Source organism: Pleurocapsa sp. CCALA 161 (genome assembly GCF_003003995.1).
Classification (GTDB): domain Bacteria; phylum Cyanobacteriota; class Cyanobacteriia; order Cyanobacteriales; family Xenococcaceae; genus Waterburya.
Map to the genome: position 1 here is coordinate 1 of NZ_PVWF01000023.1, position 18492 is coordinate 18492.

The 18492-nt window shown below is 40.0% G+C and carries 13 protein-coding genes; 6 read left to right on the top strand and 7 right to left on the bottom strand.

The window, feature by feature from the left end; genetic code table 11:
* Positions 1-1013: 1013 nt before the first annotated feature.
* The 5 genes from C7B62_RS07600 to C7B62_RS07620 form a co-directional block, all read right to left on the bottom strand.
* Complete coding sequence (locus C7B62_RS07600) at positions 1014-1763, bottom strand: alpha/beta fold hydrolase (RefSeq protein ID WP_106234308.1); 750 nt, start codon at positions 1761-1763, stop codon at positions 1014-1016.
* Complete coding sequence (locus C7B62_RS07605; RefSeq protein ID WP_199194099.1) at positions 1760-2095, bottom strand: hypothetical protein; 336 nt, start codon at positions 2093-2095, stop codon at positions 1760-1762. Before C7B62_RS07605 ends, C7B62_RS07600 begins: the two co-directional genes overlap by 4 nt.
* A 156-nt stretch (positions 2096-2251) precedes the next feature.
* The gene (gene fldA / locus C7B62_RS07610; RefSeq protein WP_106234310.1) at positions 2252-2767 is read right to left on the bottom strand and encodes a flavodoxin FldA; all 516 of its coding nucleotides are present in this window, start codon (positions 2765-2767) and stop codon (positions 2252-2254) included.
* 494 nt (positions 2768-3261) lie between these two features.
* A complete protein-coding gene (locus C7B62_RS07615; RefSeq protein WP_106234313.1) occupies positions 3262-4353 on the bottom strand; it encodes a Gfo/Idh/MocA family protein in 1092 nt (363 codons plus the stop codon).
* Positions 4354-4512: 159 nt separating this feature from the next.
* Positions 4513-5556, bottom strand: coding sequence for a glycoside hydrolase family 10 protein (locus tag C7B62_RS07620; protein WP_106234316.1), 1044 nt, complete (start codon positions 5554-5556; stop codon positions 4513-4515).
* A gap of 131 nt (positions 5557-5687) precedes the next feature.
* On the opposite strand from C7B62_RS07620, the gene C7B62_RS07625 reads away from it, so the two are divergent.
* The 4 genes from C7B62_RS07625 (at position 5688) to C7B62_RS07640 (ending at position 8329) form a co-directional block, all read left to right on the top strand.
* The gene (locus C7B62_RS07625; protein WP_106234319.1) at positions 5688-6863 is read left to right on the top strand and encodes an MFS transporter; all 1176 of its coding nucleotides are present in this window, start codon (positions 5688-5690) and stop codon (positions 6861-6863) included.
* 337 nt (positions 6864-7200) lie between these two features.
* Positions 7201-7476 carry a hypothetical protein gene (locus tag C7B62_RS07630; RefSeq protein WP_106234322.1) on the top strand — a complete coding sequence of 92 codons (276 nt, stop codon included), beginning with the start codon at positions 7201-7203 and terminating at the stop codon, positions 7474-7476.
* A gap of 164 nt (positions 7477-7640) precedes the next feature.
* A complete protein-coding gene (locus C7B62_RS07635) occupies positions 7641-7997 on the top strand; it encodes a DUF29 family protein (protein WP_158260642.1) in 357 nt (118 codons plus the stop codon).
* 62 nt (positions 7998-8059) lie between these two features.
* Entirely contained in the window at positions 8060-8329 is a 270-nt protein-coding gene (locus tag C7B62_RS07640; protein WP_106234327.1) for a hypothetical protein, read from the top strand.
* A gap of 152 nt (positions 8330-8481) precedes the next feature.
* Here the strand turns inward: C7B62_RS07640 and C7B62_RS07645 are convergent, their stop codons facing one another.
* Complete coding sequence (locus C7B62_RS07645; protein ID WP_106234329.1) at positions 8482-9150, bottom strand: SDR family oxidoreductase; 669 nt, start codon at positions 9148-9150, stop codon at positions 8482-8484.
* 114 nt (positions 9151-9264) lie between these two features.
* Here C7B62_RS07645 and C7B62_RS07650 point away from each other — a divergent pair, with 114 nt between their 5' ends.
* Positions 9265-9996, top strand: coding sequence for a DUF1997 domain-containing protein (locus tag C7B62_RS07650; protein WP_106234332.1), 732 nt, complete (start codon positions 9265-9267; stop codon positions 9994-9996).
* Between the two features lie 133 nt (positions 9997-10129).
* Here the strand turns inward: C7B62_RS07650 and C7B62_RS07655 are convergent, their stop codons facing one another.
* Positions 10130-10606, bottom strand: coding sequence for a DUF4079 domain-containing protein (locus C7B62_RS07655; protein ID WP_106234335.1), 477 nt, complete (start codon positions 10604-10606; stop codon positions 10130-10132).
* Between the two features lie 195 nt (positions 10607-10801).
* On the opposite strand from C7B62_RS07655, the gene C7B62_RS07660 reads away from it, so the two are divergent.
* A complete protein-coding gene (locus C7B62_RS07660) occupies positions 10802-18388 on the top strand; it encodes a type I polyketide synthase (protein WP_106234339.1) in 7587 nt (2528 codons plus the stop codon).
* Positions 18389-18492: the final 104 nt, after the last annotated feature.

An 18492-nucleotide genomic window follows, 5' to 3' on the forward strand; every position in this document is an offset into this window, starting at 1 on the left:
AATCTCAATGGCGACTTTGGCAGCAAAATTTACATAGTCAAATTTAAAACGACGCTGAGGAATTAGCCTTACTTCTGTTTCTAAATCTAAGTCAGGGAAAAGCTCTGACCACATTAGATCAAATTCAAATTCTAGGCTACTAATACTCATCGGTTAAACTAAATATGTTTTTTTTACTGAAGATAACCTGATTTTCTCGGATTGACCAACAGAATTATACCAATTCTCGAAAATAACGAGAGACTTAGGGCAGTTTCAGCTCTTAGCTCTTAGCTTTGACCGAAGGGAATCCTTTAGGATAGCTTTTATGGATATTTGAGCCTTTGATTGACTCAATGGTTCGGACAATTTTTAAAAAGTGAGAAAAAAGCTATCCACTGGATTAAGGTAAAAGTGTCGAAAGATTACCCTCAATGGATAGCATTAAAACAATTATACAAAGCCTATTGACCTCAGTAGGCGATTTAGCACAACCCCAACCAAAATTTCTCCTAACTTTATTTTCGACTCTACTGATCAGTTGCCCTAAAGGATTCCTCAAGGATTAGCTCGCTTCGCTCCCGTCACCGCTCCGCATATCGCGTCACCGCTTCGCATACGGTCGAGCAACGTTTACTAATCTAGGTCGATACAGCAATCTTTCGGAGCGAACTTATCGTCGCCAGTATCAACGTTCATTCAACAAGTCGATTGGACATGGCGAGGAAACCTCGCCGTCCCTCGACTTCAACTTCATGAAATTCAACCAACAGTTAATTGACAAGTCTATTGAACCATTAGTAGCTGCCAAATTATTTATCAACTTAATTTCTGATTCGCTTCAAGATTATCTCATATTAGGCGAAAATAGCAGCGTGACTGTACGGGAAAATTTACCCTCAAGTAACCTAAACTTTTTTAATTTTCTAGCAAAAATGCGTCACTATTTAGATCCATTTGTTCTACTTGATTGTCTAGCTTTAAACTAAGTTTTTAAGCATTGTAACAAGCCTAGATCAACTTTTGTATTCAGTTTAAGCGTTGATTAGTTTAAGAGGCGATGTATCTAAAGGTTGTTCAAGTTTTTGCCAAAATTTAATTATTTTTCTTCCCGTATTTTCAGGGAAAAAATAATGAAAGAAATGATGTCCTAATGGGTTAAGCCAGAGTAGATCTTCATCTTTCAAATAATCTGACCATCCTTGTAAAGCAGAGCGATCGCTAATACCATCATTCTCACTGCCACATACCATCATAGGCATTAACACTCCTCCAGGTTGCACTCGTTCTAACTGATAAAGTGAATGAGCGGTAGGTGCTGTATATAAATCTTGCTTGAGAGTCTCAACTAGTTTTTTGGTATTTGTTTGGCTTTGATGACCAAACATCATCTGTACCATCCGAGCAAGAATCATATCTTGACTGCAAGGTAATAGCTTTCGCATTTGATAATAGTGCGCTTGCCAGTCAATAGAGGGAGCGCAACCTACTCCCAGTAGAGTTAAAGACTTTACTCGCTGGGGATATTTACGAGCATAGAGCAAGCCGAGTAACCCACCTGTGCCATGACCAATTAGATCTATCGGTTGAGATTTAGATTTAAGATAGTCATGAAGTAATGTTGTTCCTATTTCTATAGAGCTTGCTTCGTCTAGTTCCTGATGATATTCCCAATAGGCGATGGGTATTTGTTGAGATAAATAGCGGATGATGCGACCATCAAAGTATTTAAAACTAGGATTGGCATTAATCCAAATTGGCGCTGTTTCAGGAGATATCTTCATTTTAAATAAGTAATTTTAGGTTTGAATACTGAATACTCTGATTGTTGATTGGCATTGCTACAATGATTTACAGCAAGACAGCTACTACAGCCAGTTTTGCTTTGATCTGCAAGAAAGTCTCGGCAACCAATCGCTGTTTCTGACATCGCTGCTAGAGGATTAACGGTACATTTCAGTCGATAGTCCCCCGTAAAGTAGACACATTTGTCGCAAGGTATTTGGTGCAGGCGCTTGAGATGATTAACAGCCTGCTCGATTATAGAAAGCGATCGCCAAAACAAGCAAGAAAAAATTAATGTCCAAACACTACAACAGAAAGCTAGATGTACCATGAGTAGATGATTCTAATGGCTGTTAGCAGAAAAAGAAAAGGGAAAAGCAAGAGATAAAATATTGGCTCATTCTCATCAGGTGCTTTTCCCTGGTTTTGGAGAGGAGAATCCCCAAACTTTTTTAATAGCTTTTAGCTTTTAGCTTTTAGCTATTTATTACAGAGCAAATTCAGATTTTAGTTGTGTCGTCCATTGTTGAATTCGCTCTTCTGTTAATTCTGATTGATTATCTTCATCTAAAGCCAAGCCGACAAATTTACCACCTTTATCCGCTTTAGATGCTTCATGTTCATAGCCTTCTGTAGACCAATGACCTACTGTTTCACCTCCTAGACTAGAAATCTTTTCTTCTAAGATTCCCATCGCGTCTTGAAAATTATCCGCATAGCCGACTTGATCCCCCGTGCCGAAATATGCCACTTTCTTGCCACTAAAGTCGATATTGTCTAGATCGTCTTCATAGAAGCCTTCCCAGTCTGATTGTAATCCGCCAATATCCCAAGTGGGACAGGCAATAATAATGCGATCGTAGTCTGTAAAGTCACTATCTGAGACATCAGAAATTTCGTGGAGTGCCACAACGCTTGAGCCTCCTAAAGCCTTCTGTATGGCTTCGGCAGCTTCCTCGGTTTTCCCAGTAGTCGATCCGTAAAATAATCCAATTTTAGCCATGATGGTTTTTTCTGTTAATTGATTTTGTGATTTTTCGGGGTGTGGTATGTCTGCTTGCGTTATTTCTCAAGTTATTGAAATTAATTACTGATTATTTAAAGTAATATTAGCCTTTGAAAAAAGTAGGAATCAGACAATTTCAATAAAACCGAAGCCACAATCTTGACTAAGAAGCAGCAGTTAAGTCTTAATCACTACCCAATTCCTAAACAGGCGTGAGAAAATTCTCTTTAGTATCATACACATTATTGATAAATAATTTCAATAAAATTCAATTACAAATTCTGCGTTTTGACATTGGTCGTTTGGGAATCTAGTTCAACAGCAAAAATCAAGTCATCGTTCCCACGCCAAAGACTATTAAGTAGCTAGTAGCTAGGCATAATCAAATTTAAAGACTGATGTGAGGTAGTGAGGTAGTGGAGTACTGGAGATAGGGGAGAAAAATAAGAATCCGTTAGTTTATATTTATATATTTAATTCCACCCAGCTACTTATTTAGTCCACTGACTGCGAAGCCAATCCATTGTCTCCATAATCTTTAGTGTTTCATCTAAAGGCATCACTTTGCTTTCCAACTCACCGTTTTGCAAACATCTAACTACTTCTGCTGCTTCGTAATTGTAGCCATTGCCTACTAGGGGTTTTACCGTACTTGTGTTTGAGTTTAATAAATCTTTCAGGGAAATATAGACTCGTTTAATTAGCGAATTTTGCTTAACTTTTGCCAGCAGCTTTTGTTTACTGTTAAGAGGTATTAAGGAAGAGGGAAAAGAATTATTCGTAGCTTCAGAAAATTTAGTGAGGGACAGCTTTTCGGGCATAATAAACAGTTTGTCTAGAGTAATTCTGCCCTTGTCGCCCATGATCATTGCTTGATTAGAGCTTTCTGTACAGAGAGATTGAGCCAAAATAGCCAATGCCCCCTCAGCATAATTCAACAGCACCGCAGATTGTTCATCTACTCCTATAGCTGAGAGATTTGCTTGTGTTTGCATTCCAAATGGTTCACCCAGGAGATAATAAGCTAGAGAAAGACCATAAATACCGCGATCAAGCAGTACCCCTCCGCCTTGCTCTAAAGTGTCAAAATGGCTGCTGTTGCCGTTAACGACATAACCAAAATCTGCCGTAAGCATTCTCACCTTGCCAATTTCTCCCTGCTCAATCATAGTTTTTACCTGTTGAACTAAAGGCATAAAGCGCATCCACATCGCCTCCATGCAAAACAGCTTTTGGCGACGGGCGACTTGAATGACTTCTTGGGCTTGAGCAGCATTAACTGTAAAAGGTTTTTCGCAAAGAATTGGTTTTTTTGCTGATAAACATAAAATACTCAGATCTCTGTGAGTATAGTTAGGAGTTCCAATGTAAACAACGTCGATATCTGGATCTTGAACTAATTCTTCACAGCTATTATAAAAACGGGGAATCTGAAATATCTGGCTAAATACTTGGGCATTGGCAGCTTTTCTGGAAGCCACTCCTATTAGTTGAGCTTGGGGGACTGATTTTAATCCTTGAGCGAATTTTCCTGCAATGAATCCCGTGCCGATAATTCCCCAACGAATAGGTTGTGATGACATACTAAAAAATTTGGTTTAAAGCTACATGCTGCTGATCTAAATTTACATGGTAAAACCTGGCAATTTGAAAAAAGTTTTCAATCTCTTGAGGGAATAGAGTAAACCAACCATGAAGAAAACAAGAAATTAAGTATTTCAGATTATTAATTATTCTTCGCATTAATTAGCAGATTTAGCAAGAGCGATCGCGACTGCATCATTATTTTTGCGTAATCCTTCGTAATGGAAAAACACTTGACCACTGAAGTGGCGATCGCGATTAGTTTTAATATATTTAATTAAGTCTTGATGACTAACATCTTTGCCATTAGCAGTAAAGGCAATACCTGGGGCAAATTTAGCTAGTGAGTTAGGTTCAAAAGTTTTAACAATCTTCTTCACTTCTTGGTTGTAGCCGAAGAAATTAGAGCGATAAATCTGGGGGTGAATCATGTCGCATAAACCCTGATCTACCCAAGCTTTGCTATCTTGCAGCAGGTTATTCAGACAGAAAGGATATACCGCAGGGGAAAGGGAAACAATTGCTTGAGGCTTAATTGTTTTTACTCCTTGATACATTTCGGCTAAAAACTTAGTTAAGAGATTGGCGCGCCACTGTATCCAATCTTGGTTTTGGTGATTATCAGGTGGCTGCTTAGCAAAACTTGCTTGATATTGCCCGATGGTAACACTATCATATCCTGCGGTAACGGGCAGGGCAGGCAGGCGATCGCATCCTTGAATTCCGTCTACATCATAGTTACTGATGATTTCTTTGATAATCGACTGCATAAATTGTTGAACTTCGGGGTGAAAAGCATTCATCCAGGTTAGCCCACCCTGTCTTACCGTTGTGCCATTACGATCGATTGCTTGCCAATGAGGATACTGCTGGAGAATATGCCCTCCATTTGCTTGGTGAGAGGCAGCAAAACCATATTCCAACCAGGGAATTATTTGAAAGTTACGCTGCCTTGCTTCTGTAATGATCTCTGCCAAAGGATCGCGCTGCTGCTTTTCAAAAAAAGGGTCGATTGCTGGTAAATGATAGTGATTCATTATTTGGCTAGGATAGAGAGTATACCCCCGATTCCAAACCACAGGAAAGAGCAGATTAAATCCATAAAAACTCAAAAAATCTAACGCCTCAATTATATTTTGCCGTGACTCCAGCACTTTGCTGTGAGGACGATTGGCAATCCAAACTCCGCGTATTTCCGACATCAAGACTGGTTACTAAAATATACTGCTGAGATGATAATTAACCCTAGTAAGCACAAGGGAACTAATAAATTAATTGGTTCAATCATTTTAAGATCAAATTAAATTGCCTTTTCTCTCCCCTAAATTTTTACTTGAACCAATCTCTTTTAGCCAACTTAACCAAGCTTTATATTCTACAGGGATTATCCTTCGCTTGGTTTCCCATTCCCACGATTGTTTTATTTTATCAACATTATGGGTTAAACATCGAGCAGATTGTTTTGCTCAAAACGATCTTGTCCTTGTCAATTTTATTGCTAGAAGTTCCTTCTGGATATATAGCCGATCTGTGGGGCAGAAAAGTTTGTTTGGTCGTTGGTAGCGGGGTATGGGTTGCTAGCTGGTTAATTTACTGTACTGGAACTTCATTTGATGTTTTTGCGATCGCCGAAATTTTAGCGGGAGTAGCAGGAAGTTTGATTTCTGGGGCAAACACCGCCTTGGGTTACGACACCCTCTTACAGTTGGGCAAAGAACAACAGTATCAAGTATGGGAAGGAAAACTAGTTGCCATTGCTGGTATCAGTGAAGCAGTTTGTGGCATTATTGGTGCAGCGATCGCTTCAATTAATTTAGTCTATCCTTTTTATCTCCAGACGCTGTGCTTAATCATTTACTTTGGTTTAGCCATAACTTTAGTCGATCCACAAGATCATCGAGCGATCGCCCAAACACAAAAATTAACTCAGCTCAAAAATATTCTGATTGATGTCTACCAACGTCCCCAACTACGATGGTTAATTTTACTCAGCAGCATTTTTTCTAGCGCTAGCTTCTTGATTGTTTGGCTAGCGCAAGATTATCTCCAGCAATTAAATATTCCTATTCAAGCTTTTGGTTGGGCGTGGGCAATATTTCATCTGGGGATGAGTTGGGCATCGATCAACTCCCATCATCTACAGCGTATTTTGGGTATCAAACAAGCGCTTTTGCTGCTTATAATTATTTTAGCCGCTTCCTATATCTGTCTTGGCAGTATTACTCAAATGTGGGGGATAGTTTTTATCATCAGCATCTATTTAGTGCGAGGTTTTTGTTCGCCGTTGATTCTCAATGCCATCAATCAGCAGATCTCTTCTTCTGTTAGGGCAACAATTCTTTCTCTTAATAGCCTCGTGTTTCGGGTTACTTTTGCGGCAATTGCCCCTCTAGTGGGAGCGATCGCCTCTGAGTATGATTTGTTTATTGGCTTGAGTGTAGCAGGGTGTTTGTTTTTTCTATCTGGTGGGTATTGCTGGTGGCAATTGGTAAGAGTTCAAACTTTTTAATTTTTAATTTTTAATTTCTGTAAAACCCCCAAGACCTTGTGTACGTGATTATACAGACGTTTTTCCTCAACTGTTTTCCAATTAAAAACAATTATTTACGTATTTTCACTAGGCATTTTAAGTTTTTGCGGTTATAAAGTTCTTATGAAGTTTAGATAAAGGATTTATAAAGCAAGCGAAAAAAACTCGAACAGAAGCAGACTACGGCTAAGTATTTAGCTAGTCAAGCTTGTCCAAGCGCGATCGCCAAACAATGAATATGTTGCCTACAGAACAATTCAGCACATTCACCTAATTACCTACTCAATCTTTATTCTTTATATACAGGCTATTTACTATGGATTCATTGATAGACATGCTCAATATCTCAATTGCTGATGCTAAAGAACTTGGACAACAAGTTGACTATGACTTTACCAGTAATTTTGCTGATGGTGAATCAGATGGAGAAAACAACTTTGAACCGATTGCTTACCAGTGGTTTAACTCAGACTATCGCAAGGGATATTTGAGCGGGATAGCCAAGAGAATTGGGATTGAATGCACACCAATTCATAGCCAAGAAATAGATCGAGTTTTTTTGTCTAACTATGTGGGAGCCAGCAAAGTATAGGGAGGAAGTTGGTGGGGAACAGGTTGTTTATCTTCTCTAGTACCCCTGAGACTGTCACTTTGCTGCTGCAAGGATCAAATTGACCTCAATATAGAAGTTTTATGGGCAATTTCAATTTATTAGGTCTGATCAGTAAAATTTGCCAAGTCAAACCAAACCATCTTATGAACTTAGACCATTTATTAATTCTGCTGAACGAAATCGATATTGATAATGCCAATCAAGAAGCAAAACAATCGCTCGAAAACTATTTAAAACGTTTGGTTGAAAATATATTCAAGCTACAGTATTGGGAATTAGAAAAAGGACGCAACTATAAGTATTGGCAAACTATGGTGTCTAATTCTCGCAGTGATATCCAAAAATTAATTAAATGCAGTCCTAGCCTTAGAAGATATATGGAACAAATATATCCAAAACTTTATCAAGATGCTGTCAACCTATGTCAATACGAGTTCTACATACCTAGAAATATATCAATTGAACTAGAGCAAATCTTGGAAAACAATTATTTTGGATAATCGATCAAATAGCTTTCTTTAAATTTTTTCTGCTGAATTCACCAGTATGGAGGTAAAATCCGGTGACCAATTGTCATGACAAAGAATTATTATGCTTGTTAATTATTGATGCTATTGATAATTTAGAACAGGTGATACGTGCTAGAGAATTAATCAATATTTTATGGGCTATTAACAATAGCAACTGTAAAACTGAGCAAGATTGGAATCGAGCTGAAATTTTACTTGAATCTTATGAAAAGACCAGAGACGAATTTTTAAAGGCTGCTATCTCTAATTTAAAAGAATCAGTAGAAGTTATGGCTGGTTCAACTAGCCAAAGCCAAATCTAAAATCAATTTAATAACTTAAGAAACTCGTCATAGGTGTTTCAATTTACGACGAGTTTTCGATAGCAATTTAATCTATATTTAGTCAGAAGTCAGAAGATAAGAGGGTTTAAATGAATTACTCATGACCTTCTCTCACATCAGTTTTTCAGTATTTACGACACTAAAGTAGTGCCAGCAAACAACTCTGCCCAAGATTTACTTTGAGCATCTGGGCTAGCTATAATCTCAACTATTGCTGATTTAGCCCTTGGCTGAGATAGTGCCTCAACACATACCTGAGCTACTTTTTGCCTAGGGATACTACCTTCAAACAGAGTATCAGCCGAGGACATAATAATGTTGTCGGCATTATCTTCTTCTTTGAGTCCTCCAGGTCTAACAATTGTGTAGGGGATACCGCTAGATTGAATATAATTCTCCGCCTGTTTTTTCCAATACAAGATGAGCCAAAACAAATTTAACGGGTGAAAAAATTTCGAAGTACACAGAGAAGATACTAAAATAAAATGCTCTAGGTCATGCTCTTTGGCAGCATCGACTAAATTTTTAGTTCCTTCATAATCTACTTTATATGGTCCTGTCGGATCTAGGCTGGGGCTAGCACCAGTGGCACAAATTAAGGCGTTACAGTCATTTAAAGCAGACTCATAGCTAGCTGGACTTAAAACATCTCCTTCAATCAGTTTAACTGTGTCAGGCAATATTGTTCTGCCTCGTTCCAGATTTCTAACTAATGCTGTGACAGCAATATCATTATTAATTAACTGTCTCACAATATGTTTGCCAGTTTTTCCTGTAGCTCCTGCAACAAATATCCGCATAAGATCTAAATCACACCCATACAATCAAAAAAGTGTTTAGCTGATAATTAACACCTTTATTGTAATCATATTAACAGTAAGGATTGGCTCTCAAACGTTAGTTTAAAAAGTGACATGCAGTCTAAATTTATCAATCATTCACAAAATACCTTCTTAAAAATTTCTTCTTCTGACTCTATGCAGCTTACCTATACTGATTCTATTGAACAGCAAAGAACGTTTGCTTTTACAGTTAGCTTTAATGGGCGCATGGATATGTATAGTGATCTAGATACTGTAGCCAAATATTTAGATGCTCATGAAGGCTGGTTTTGTCGCTGCGCTCAACCAATGAAGGTTGAACCTGTGGCTGATAACGGCTATATTCTCACTGTTGGTAAATTTGGTTCATTTGGGTACGAAGTTGAGCCAAAAATTGCTGTGGTGTTAAATCCTCCCATAGATCGAGTCTATCTAATGCAGACTATACCTCTTCCTGACTGCGATGAAGGATATGAAGTAAACTATCGTGCCAACATGAGGCTAGAGGAAGTAGCGGGTAATGTTCCAACACAAAGTAAAGGTTTATTTAGCAAACAGATAACCATGCCTCAGCGCGTTACCGAAGTAAACTGGGATTTGGATCTTAAGGTTAAAGTTGAGTTTCCCCAATTTATTAGCAAACTTTCACCTAACTTAATTCAGGCTACAGGCGATCGCCTATTAACGCAAATTGTCCGCCAGATTTCGCCTCGTCTTACTTATAAAGTACAGCAGGATTTCCACAACAGCCATGATCTTCCTATGCCACCAAAAAGCAGCAGACAATTGCATAGAGTTCCTCATCCTCAACAATATGCTGTTTAAGATAATTAACTAGAAACCCAGCTAATTAAAATTAGCTGGGTTTTTCAATTAATAGCGATTAAATTATTAAATAAGAACTGGCTACCACACTTGACACCAGTAAAGTCAATTGTCCTGAGGTCAAAGCTGTAACTTAAGATACCATCTTATCAAGAATTTTCTGGACAATTTGCATACCTGTAATCGCTTGCCATCCAAATAAACCTAGCAACACAATATTAAGAGAAACGTGAGTATTACGAGCAAGGCTATTACCCTTCTGCATTAAAGGGACTAAAGATGCGGAGACGGCAATTAGACAAGTCATACCCAACCCCGTCAAAAGATGAGAGCCTACGAAAAGCTTACCGTTGTTAATATAGGTAACTGCCATTGCACCAATATTGCCCAAAACCATCAAAGCCAACAGGATTGATCCTGCTTGATGATGTCTTTCGCCAAATTTTTGTTTAACTAGCTCTTTTCTAGTTTCTTTATCAGCACTGCGAACTTTTTTATATTGAAGTCCTAAATACAGTGCATAAACCGCAAGACCTAGCAAAACCCACATGAGAATTGGATGACCAAATTGTGACCAAGTTTTAATGCCATCGGGAATTTCAAACGCCATAATATTTTCTCAAATTGAAATCAGCTGAAAACTTTATGAAAATTAACCTAACATAAAGTAACTTTGCATAGGAAGAGAATGCTGAATTTTTTACTCAAATTTGCGATCTAGATAAATAAACGAAGTCTACAATAACCGAGAGATATGCTAATCTACACGACAGTTAATTAGTTTCCGATTGTACTACCCTCAACAATGCAACTAGAACCCATCGCAATTATTGGTATTGGCTGTCGTTTTCCAGGTGCTGAGAATCCCCAAGCTTTTTGGTCAATGATCCGAGATGGCAAAAGTGGCATAGTTGAAGTCCCTGAATCTAGGTGGGATGTTGATGCCTATTACGATGCAGATTGTAGTCAGCCGGGGAAAGCTCATACTCGCTGGGGTGGGTTTCTCGAAGATATAGAGAGTTTCGATCCGCAATTTTTTGGCATTGCTCCCAAGGAAGCAACCACAATGGATCCTCAACAACGTCTTTTGTTGGAAGTGGCTTGGTCAACTCTCGAAGATGCAGGTCAAATTCCTGAAGATCTTAAAGGTAGTAAAACAGGAGTCTTTATCGGGATTGGGACTCATGATTATTCCATCATGATGTGGCAACAGCCTGTGAGTGAACCCTATGCCACCACAGGGACAGGTAACTGTATTGCCGCTAATCGGATTTCCTATAGTTTTGATTTTAAAGGCCCTAGTTTAGCGGTGGATACTGCTTGTTCTTCCTCCTTGGTAGCGGTTCATTTGGCTTGTCAAAGTATTTGGACGGGAGAGTCGGAATTAGCCTTAGCAGGAGGAGTAAATGTGTTGCTGTTGCCAACAATTATGGTGGGTTTTAGCAAAGGCGGATTTATGTCTCCTCAGGGACGCTGTCAGAGCTTCGATGCAGATGCGGATGGCTATGTTAGGGGAGAGGGGGCAGGTTTGGTACTTTTAAAACCTCTAGCTCAAGCTCAAGCAGATGGGGATGATATTTATGGGGTAATCATCAGCAGTGCTGTTAATCAAGATGGTTTAAGTAACGGTTTGGCAGCACCAAATCCCCAGGCTCAAGAAGCGGTATTACGAGAAGCGTATCAAAGAGCAGGGATAGATCCTACTCAGGTAGATTATGTTGAGGCACACGGCACAGGAACAAAAGTGGGCGATCCTATTGAAGCGAATGCTTTAGGGGCAGTTTTTGGAGAGCGTCGTGAGTCTGGAAACAAGTGCTTAATTGGTTCGGTTAAAACTAACATTGGGCATACCGAAACCGCAGCGGGTATTGCAGGAATTATTAAAGTAGCACTGGCACTCAAGCATAAGCAGATTCCTCCTAGTTTAAATTTTAACCAACCCAATCCAGCGATCGCTTTTGAAGATCTTAAGCTAAAAGTGGTCACGGAATTAACTCCTTGGTCATCGGACAAGCCTTTAATTGCAGGGGTTAATTCTTTTGGCTTTGGAGGGACGAATGCTCATATTGTGATCGGGGAGGTTGAGGATCAGGAAATAAGGCAACGGGGAGATGGGGAGAGCAAATCGTCTGAGTTGAATCTGTTGACTCTATCGGCGAAGAGTAAGTCTGCTTTAAAGGAGTTGGCACAAAGTTATTTAAATTTTATCCCAGATTGCGATCGCTCTTGGGCAGAAATTTGTACGGCGACTCAAACGCAGCGGAGTCATTTTAATCATCGTTTAACCTGTATTGCTAAATCTCCAGAGCATTTGCAGCAGCAGTTAACAGCTTTTATCACCAACCAAGACGCAGCAGGATTAAGATTTAGCACCGTTAGTAATCAAACCAAGCAAATTTGTTGGCTGTTTACTGGGCAAGGTTCGCAATATGTGGGGATGGGGCAAGAACTTTATCATATTCAGCCTGTGTTTAAGGAGTCATTAGACCGCTGTGCCACCATTCTCAATGCTTATTTAGATCGACCTCTATTAGAGGTAATTTTTTCCTTGGATACCTCTGATTATGCCGATCATCAAGCAGAAATTAATCGCACTGTCTATACTCAACCAGCGATCTTTGCCTTGGAATATGCCTTGGCGCAATTATGGCTATCTTGGGGAATTAAACCTGATTATGTGGCGGGACATAGTATTGGCGAATATGTTGCTGCCTGTATTGCAGGGGTTTTCAGTCTGGAAGATGGTTTAAAGTTGGTTGCCACTAGAGGTAGGTTAATGGAAGAATTGCCCTCGTCAGGAGGGATGTTGGCTGTGTTTAGCAGTCAGGTTGAAATTGCCGAATTGATTGCTCAGCATCAGGAAGTAAATATTGCAGCAGTTAATCATCAGCACAATACAGTTATTGCAGGCAACATCAATACCCTAGCTATAATTGAAGATAAGCTGGCAAGTTTAGAGATTGCTAGCACTCTACTGGAAGTTTCTCATGCCTTTCATTCTCCCTTGATGAAGCCGATGCTGGGAGATTTTCGACAAGTAGCGGAGTCTGTTACTTATCATCTGCCTCAGATTCCTCTAGTTTCTAACGTTACGGCACAGCTGGCAAATGAATCAATTACTAGTCCTGATTATTGGGTTGAGCATATTACTCAACCCGTTAACTTTGCTGATGGGTTTGGGTTTTTGTTAGAGCAAAAAATAGCGCTCTTTCTGGAATTAGGCGCAAAACCAATTCTTGCTAGTCTTGGCGCAACTATCTCTGCCACAACCGATTATACGACCATTTTGCTGGCGAGTTTATCCCCTAAGCAACCTGATGAACAAGTAATCTTAAATAGCCTTGCCCAGCTATATCATCAGGGAATAAAAATTAATTGGCGTGAGTTTAACCAGGATATTAATTATCCTAGAGTTAAACTACCCAGCTATCCTTTTCAACGTCAGCGTTATTGGTGGGAACAGGCTAAGTTTTGGACTAAAGATGTTCCTGTACAGCAAATACATCCTCTATTGGGGAATCCGTTAACTTTAGCAGAGACATCAGAAATACGCTGGATAGGGCAAATTAATGCTTATCTTCCTAATTATCTTCAGGATCATTGTTTAGAGAGTGAGATTGTCTTTCCCGCAACGGCATATCTAGAGATGGCTTTAGCAGCAGGGTCGAATATTGATGCCAAGAGCATACAGCTAAAAGAATTTATTATTCATCAGCCTTTAATCTTGAGCGATAAATCTACTCAACTTCAGACGGTGTTATCTCCTGTTGTAGATTCAGCTTATCGGGTACAGATTTTTACCCGTGAGTTAGATAGTGATTCCTTTATGCTGCACAGTGAAGTCTTAATTAGCATTCAATCTGAGGAATTGACTAACAATCTAGACTTGGCTCATCTAAAATCGCGGTTACAGCCACAAATAGCAGAAATTGCTGATTATTATCAGTCGTTGAGTAAACAAGGCTTAAATTACGGCGTTAGTTTTCAAGGCATTAAACAGATTTGGCATGGAGAAACAGAAGCTTTAGGCTGTATTCAGTTACCAGATCATTTAAACAGTCAAGCTAGTGACTATCAAATTCATCCTGCTTTACTTGATGCTTGTTTACAGTTAATTGGCACAGTTAGCGAAGCCAACTCAGGCATATACTTACCCATTGGCATTGAATCTCTAAGTCTGGCTCAAGCTAATCTTAATCAAGTATGGGCTTACATAACCATTAAACCCACCATAAACAATCAAACTATTACAGCAGATCTAGTTTTAACCAATGATGCGGGTGCTGTAGTAGGAGAAATTATTAATTTATCTCTTCAATATCTTAACTGGCGATCGCTTCAAAAACTCCTCAATATTTCTATTTCTCCATCAGCAAAAAATAGTCTTACTCAACATCTATATGAAATAGACTGGGAGCAAAAGAGTATAATCAGCCCAGAAACAGCAAAAAAAGCAGAGAATGACTGCTGGCTTATTTTTGCTCAGGATAATCAACTAGTTCACCTTTTAACGCAACAACTAGCTGGTATTTTAGTGATTTTAGGCGGCGATCGCTTTAATCAATCTAATACCCATTTATATACCCTCAATCCTAGTCAGGTAGAAGATTGGCAGAGTTTATGGCAGGCTGTTAACTACCAACCGCAGAATAATGTAAAAATTGCTTATTTTTGCAGTCAGCAAGAACCTGCAAGTAGTAACCTTTATGCCGAAATATTTAATTTAATCCAGTCTGTAACCAAAGCCAGGCTTAATCTGACTCAATTAAACATTATTACCGAGCAAAGTCAATACAAAGCAACAAATAATCTGACAGGAGGAGTCTGGGGTTTAGGTCGCACAATACAGCAGGAATATCCCCAGATGTGCTGTAAGTTACTGGATTTTGATAGTTTACAACTTAACCATCTGCCCCAAGTATACTCAGAATTACTCGCCTCGGATGGTGAAACCCAAGTAGCGTATCATCATCAGCAAAGATATGTCGCCAGACTAAATCCGCGTAATAGTATCTTAGATTATCCTTATCGTCTGCAATTATCTGCATACGGCAGTCTCGACAATCTTACCCTCGCACCCATAGAGCGTAAAGCGCCTCAACAAGGAGAAATCGAAATTGCGGTGGCAGCTAGTGGGGTTAATTTCCGTGATGTGTTAAACGCCTTGGGAGTACTCAAAGAATATCTTCAGGCAATGGGGTTTAATGACTCCACAGAAGTACCCTTTGGCGGAGAATGTGCAGGGGTTGTCGTGGCGGTAGGGCAAGGGGTAAGAAATTTCCAGATCGGCGATGAGGTAATTGCTGCCCAAGCAGTGGGTAGCTTAAGTAGTCATGTAACGGTGCCGGCTAAATTTGCGATCGCCAAACCCCAAAATCTCACCTATAGCGAAGCTGCAACCATCCCCACTACCTTCTTAACTGCATACTACGGGCTGCATCATTTAGCCCAAATCAAACCAGGAGACAAAATTCTCATTCACGCTGCTGCGGGGGGTGTCGGGCAGGCTGCGGTACAGATTGCCCAACAGATAGGTGCAGAAGTTTACGCTACTGCTTCTGCTGGCAAATGGGACTTTTTGAAGGCTTCAGGGGTTAAATATGTAATGAACTCCCGTCATCTGGATTTTGCTGAGGAAGTAATGCAGTTAACGGGTGGCAAGGGGGTAGATTTAATTCTCAATAGCTTAAACGGTGATTTTATTCCCCAGAATTTAGCTATTCTCGCCCCCAATGGTCGATTTGTGGAAATTGGCAAGGTAGGCATTTGGGATCGATCCCAGGTAGCCGAACAACGAGCCGATATTAGTTATTTTCCTTTCGATTTACTAGAGATTTCTCGTCAAGATCCCGATCTGATTAAGCATATGTTTGCTGAATTAATCCAGCAGTTTATTGATGGTAAATTACAGCCTCTACCCCACCAGATTTTTCCCATTCAGCAAGCGAATGATGCCTTTCGCTATATGGCACAGGCTAAACACATCGGTAAGGTAGTAATTGATTTTCCTACTAATCATCAGGTAGTTACCAGCGACGGCAGCTATTTGATTACAGGCGGCATGGGTGCGTTGGGTTTACAGGTGGCAAACTGGCTAGCCGAAGAAGGGGCAAAACACTTGATTCTTGTCAGTAGAAACCAACCTGAGATATCTGCACAACAAGAAATTGCTCGCCTCAAACAGCAAGGTATTAAAGTAGAGTCGATCCAAATTGATATTAGCGATAGTCAAGCTGTAAACGATCTCTTTGAGAGTTTAAATGCGAGTCAAGTTAAGCTCAAAGGCATAATTCACGCAGCAGGAATCCTGGATGATGGTCTATTAAAAAGCCTCTCCTGGGAGAGTTTTCAGCGAGTTTTACCGTCCAAAGTTGCTGGGGCTTGGAATCTCCATCAAGCTACGAAAAAACTATTCCTAGACTGGTTTGTCTGCTTCTGTTCGATCGCATCTACTTTTGGTTCCGCAGGACAAAGTAACTACGCGACTGCTAACGCCTTTATGGATAACCTGATTAGTTATCGCCGTCACCAGGGTTTACCAGGTTTAAGCATCAACTGGAGTATTTGGGATGAAGTAGGAATGGCAAGTCGTTTGACTCCCAAACAACAGCAAAGATTCAGCCAACAGGGTTTAACTGCGATCGCGCCATCTCAGGGAATAAAAGTACTCAAACAATTATTGCAACAACAGGCAACCCAAACCATCGTCTTCCCCGTAGACTGGGCAAGGTTTTTAAGTCAACAACCTGCTAATCCTTTTTTTGAGAGAGTACAGCCACAAGCCAAGGTTCAAAAAGTTCAAACTTCATCTTTCCTCCAGCAGTTAGCCCAAACAAACCCAGCACAACAGCATGATCTTTTACAATCCCACATTCGCGCACAAATAGCCAAGGTGTTAGGCTTTAGCGATCCTGAAAGTGTTGATATCCAAGAAAAATTTGCCGATTTGGGTATGGACTCCCTGATGGCGGTAGAGTTTAAAAACAATCTCCAGGCTAGTTTTGGTAATGTGATCTCTTTAACGGCTGCTTTTGATTATCCCAACATCGAGCTATTAACAGCATATGTTGCTCAGGAATTATTAGACGGAAATGTTTTATTAACTGCAACAGCCAAAAAGGAATCCCCAAAGCTTACAGCTAAGATACCTGCCGTAAATAAACCGCAAATTACCCCGACAACTAGAAAGAAGATTGACGTTAAACTCGAATACAGCCAATTCAAACTCACTCCAGAATATCTCAATCTCAAAAAAGACCTTGAGCGAGTAGAAAAATTAGGCAATCCCTTCTTTAGTCTCCATCAAGGTGTTGCTCAAGATACAATTCAAACTGGCGATCGCGCCTTAATCAACTACTCCAGTTACAATTATCTCGGCATGTCAGGAGATCCCACTGTCATTGCTGCCACCCAAAAAGCGATCGCCGAATACGGAACTTCAGTCTCCGCCAGTCGAGTATTATCGGGAGAACGTCCCATCCATCTGGAATTAGAACAGGAAATAGCAGATTTAATCGGTACAGAGGCAGCGATCGTTTATGTAGGTGGTCATGCTACCAACGTCAGCACTATTGGTCATCTGTTTGGCAAACAAGATCTAATTATCTGTGATGCCCTCAGCCACAATAGTATTCGAGAAGGATGTAAGCTTTCAGGAGCAACGATCATTGATTTTCCCCACAATGATTGCCAGGCTTTAGAAGAGATCTTAAACCGAGAAAGAACCAAATACCACAAAGTCTTAATTGCGATCGAGGGTATTTATAGCACCGATGGCGATCTTGCACCTTTGCCCGAAATAGTCAACCTAAAGCAACATTATCAAACTTTTCTCTTAGTTGATGAAGCTCATTCAATTGGTGTACTGGGTTTATCTGGCGGGGGAATCAGAGAACACTATCATCTCCAGGCAAAGGATGTGGATCTATGGATGGGAACTCTCAGCAAATCCTTTGCTAGCTGTGGTGGCTATATTGCGGGAAGTAGTGAACTGATCGAATATCTCAAATATACTGCTCCTGGTTTTGTCTTTAGCGTGGGGATGTCTCCTGCGAATACCGCAGCAGCTTTAGCAGCGATTAGACTACTCAAGTCTGAACCAGAAAGGGCGATTAAACTCCAAGCTAAAGCTAAATTGTGCCTTGATTTGGCTAAAAATAGCGGGTTGAACACAGGCAGCAGTGTCGATTCACCTGTCATCCCCATTATCGTCGGTGAACCCCATAGAGCAGTGCGTTTGTCACAACTATTAAATCAAGCAGGAATTAACGTTAACCCGATGGTATATCCTTCTGTACCCTACAATGCTGCTCGTTTACGCTTTTTTATTACCTGTCTGCATACAGAGGCTCAAATTCAGCAGACAATCGAGGCTGTAATGGCTTCTATTTAAAACGGTTTTCCCGCTATTTTTAAAACAGGGATGAGATTTAAATTTAATCATGCACTCGTATCAAAAAGTACTAAATTTCTCTAGTTCAGGTCTTATGATTGTAA

Bases quoted from the DNA above. Each gene is read 5' to 3' on its own strand.
- C7B62_RS07600 (WP_106234308.1), bottom strand. From the start codon at position 1,763: ATGAAGATATCTCCTGAAACAGCGCCAATTTGGATTAATGCCAATCCT.
- C7B62_RS07605 (WP_199194099.1), bottom strand. From the start codon at position 2,095: ATGGTACATCTAGCTTTCTGTTGTAGTGTTTGGACATTAATTTTTTCT.
- fldA (WP_106234310.1), bottom strand. From the start codon at position 2,767: ATGGCTAAAATTGGATTATTTTACGGATCGACTACTGGGAAAACCGAG.
- C7B62_RS07615 (WP_106234313.1), bottom strand. From the start codon at position 4,353: ATGTCATCACAACCTATTCGTTGGGGAATTATCGGCACGGGATTCATT.
- C7B62_RS07620 (WP_106234316.1), bottom strand. From the start codon at position 5,556: ATGTCGGAAATACGCGGAGTTTGGATTGCCAATCGTCCTCACAGCAAA.
- C7B62_RS07630 (WP_106234322.1), top strand. From the start codon at position 7,201: ATGGATTCATTGATAGACATGCTCAATATCTCAATTGCTGATGCTAAA.
- C7B62_RS07635 (WP_158260642.1), top strand. From the start codon at position 7,641: ATGAACTTAGACCATTTATTAATTCTGCTGAACGAAATCGATATTGAT.
- C7B62_RS07645 (WP_106234329.1), bottom strand. From the start codon at position 9,150: ATGCGGATATTTGTTGCAGGAGCTACAGGAAAAACTGGCAAACATATT.
- C7B62_RS07650 (WP_106234332.1), top strand. From the start codon at position 9,265: ATGCAGTCTAAATTTATCAATCATTCACAAAATACCTTCTTAAAAATT.
- C7B62_RS07655 (WP_106234335.1), bottom strand. From the start codon at position 10,606: ATGGCGTTTGAAATTCCCGATGGCATTAAAACTTGGTCACAATTTGGT.
- C7B62_RS07660 (WP_106234339.1), top strand. From the start codon at position 10,802: ATGCAACTAGAACCCATCGCAATTATTGGTATTGGCTGTCGTTTTCCA.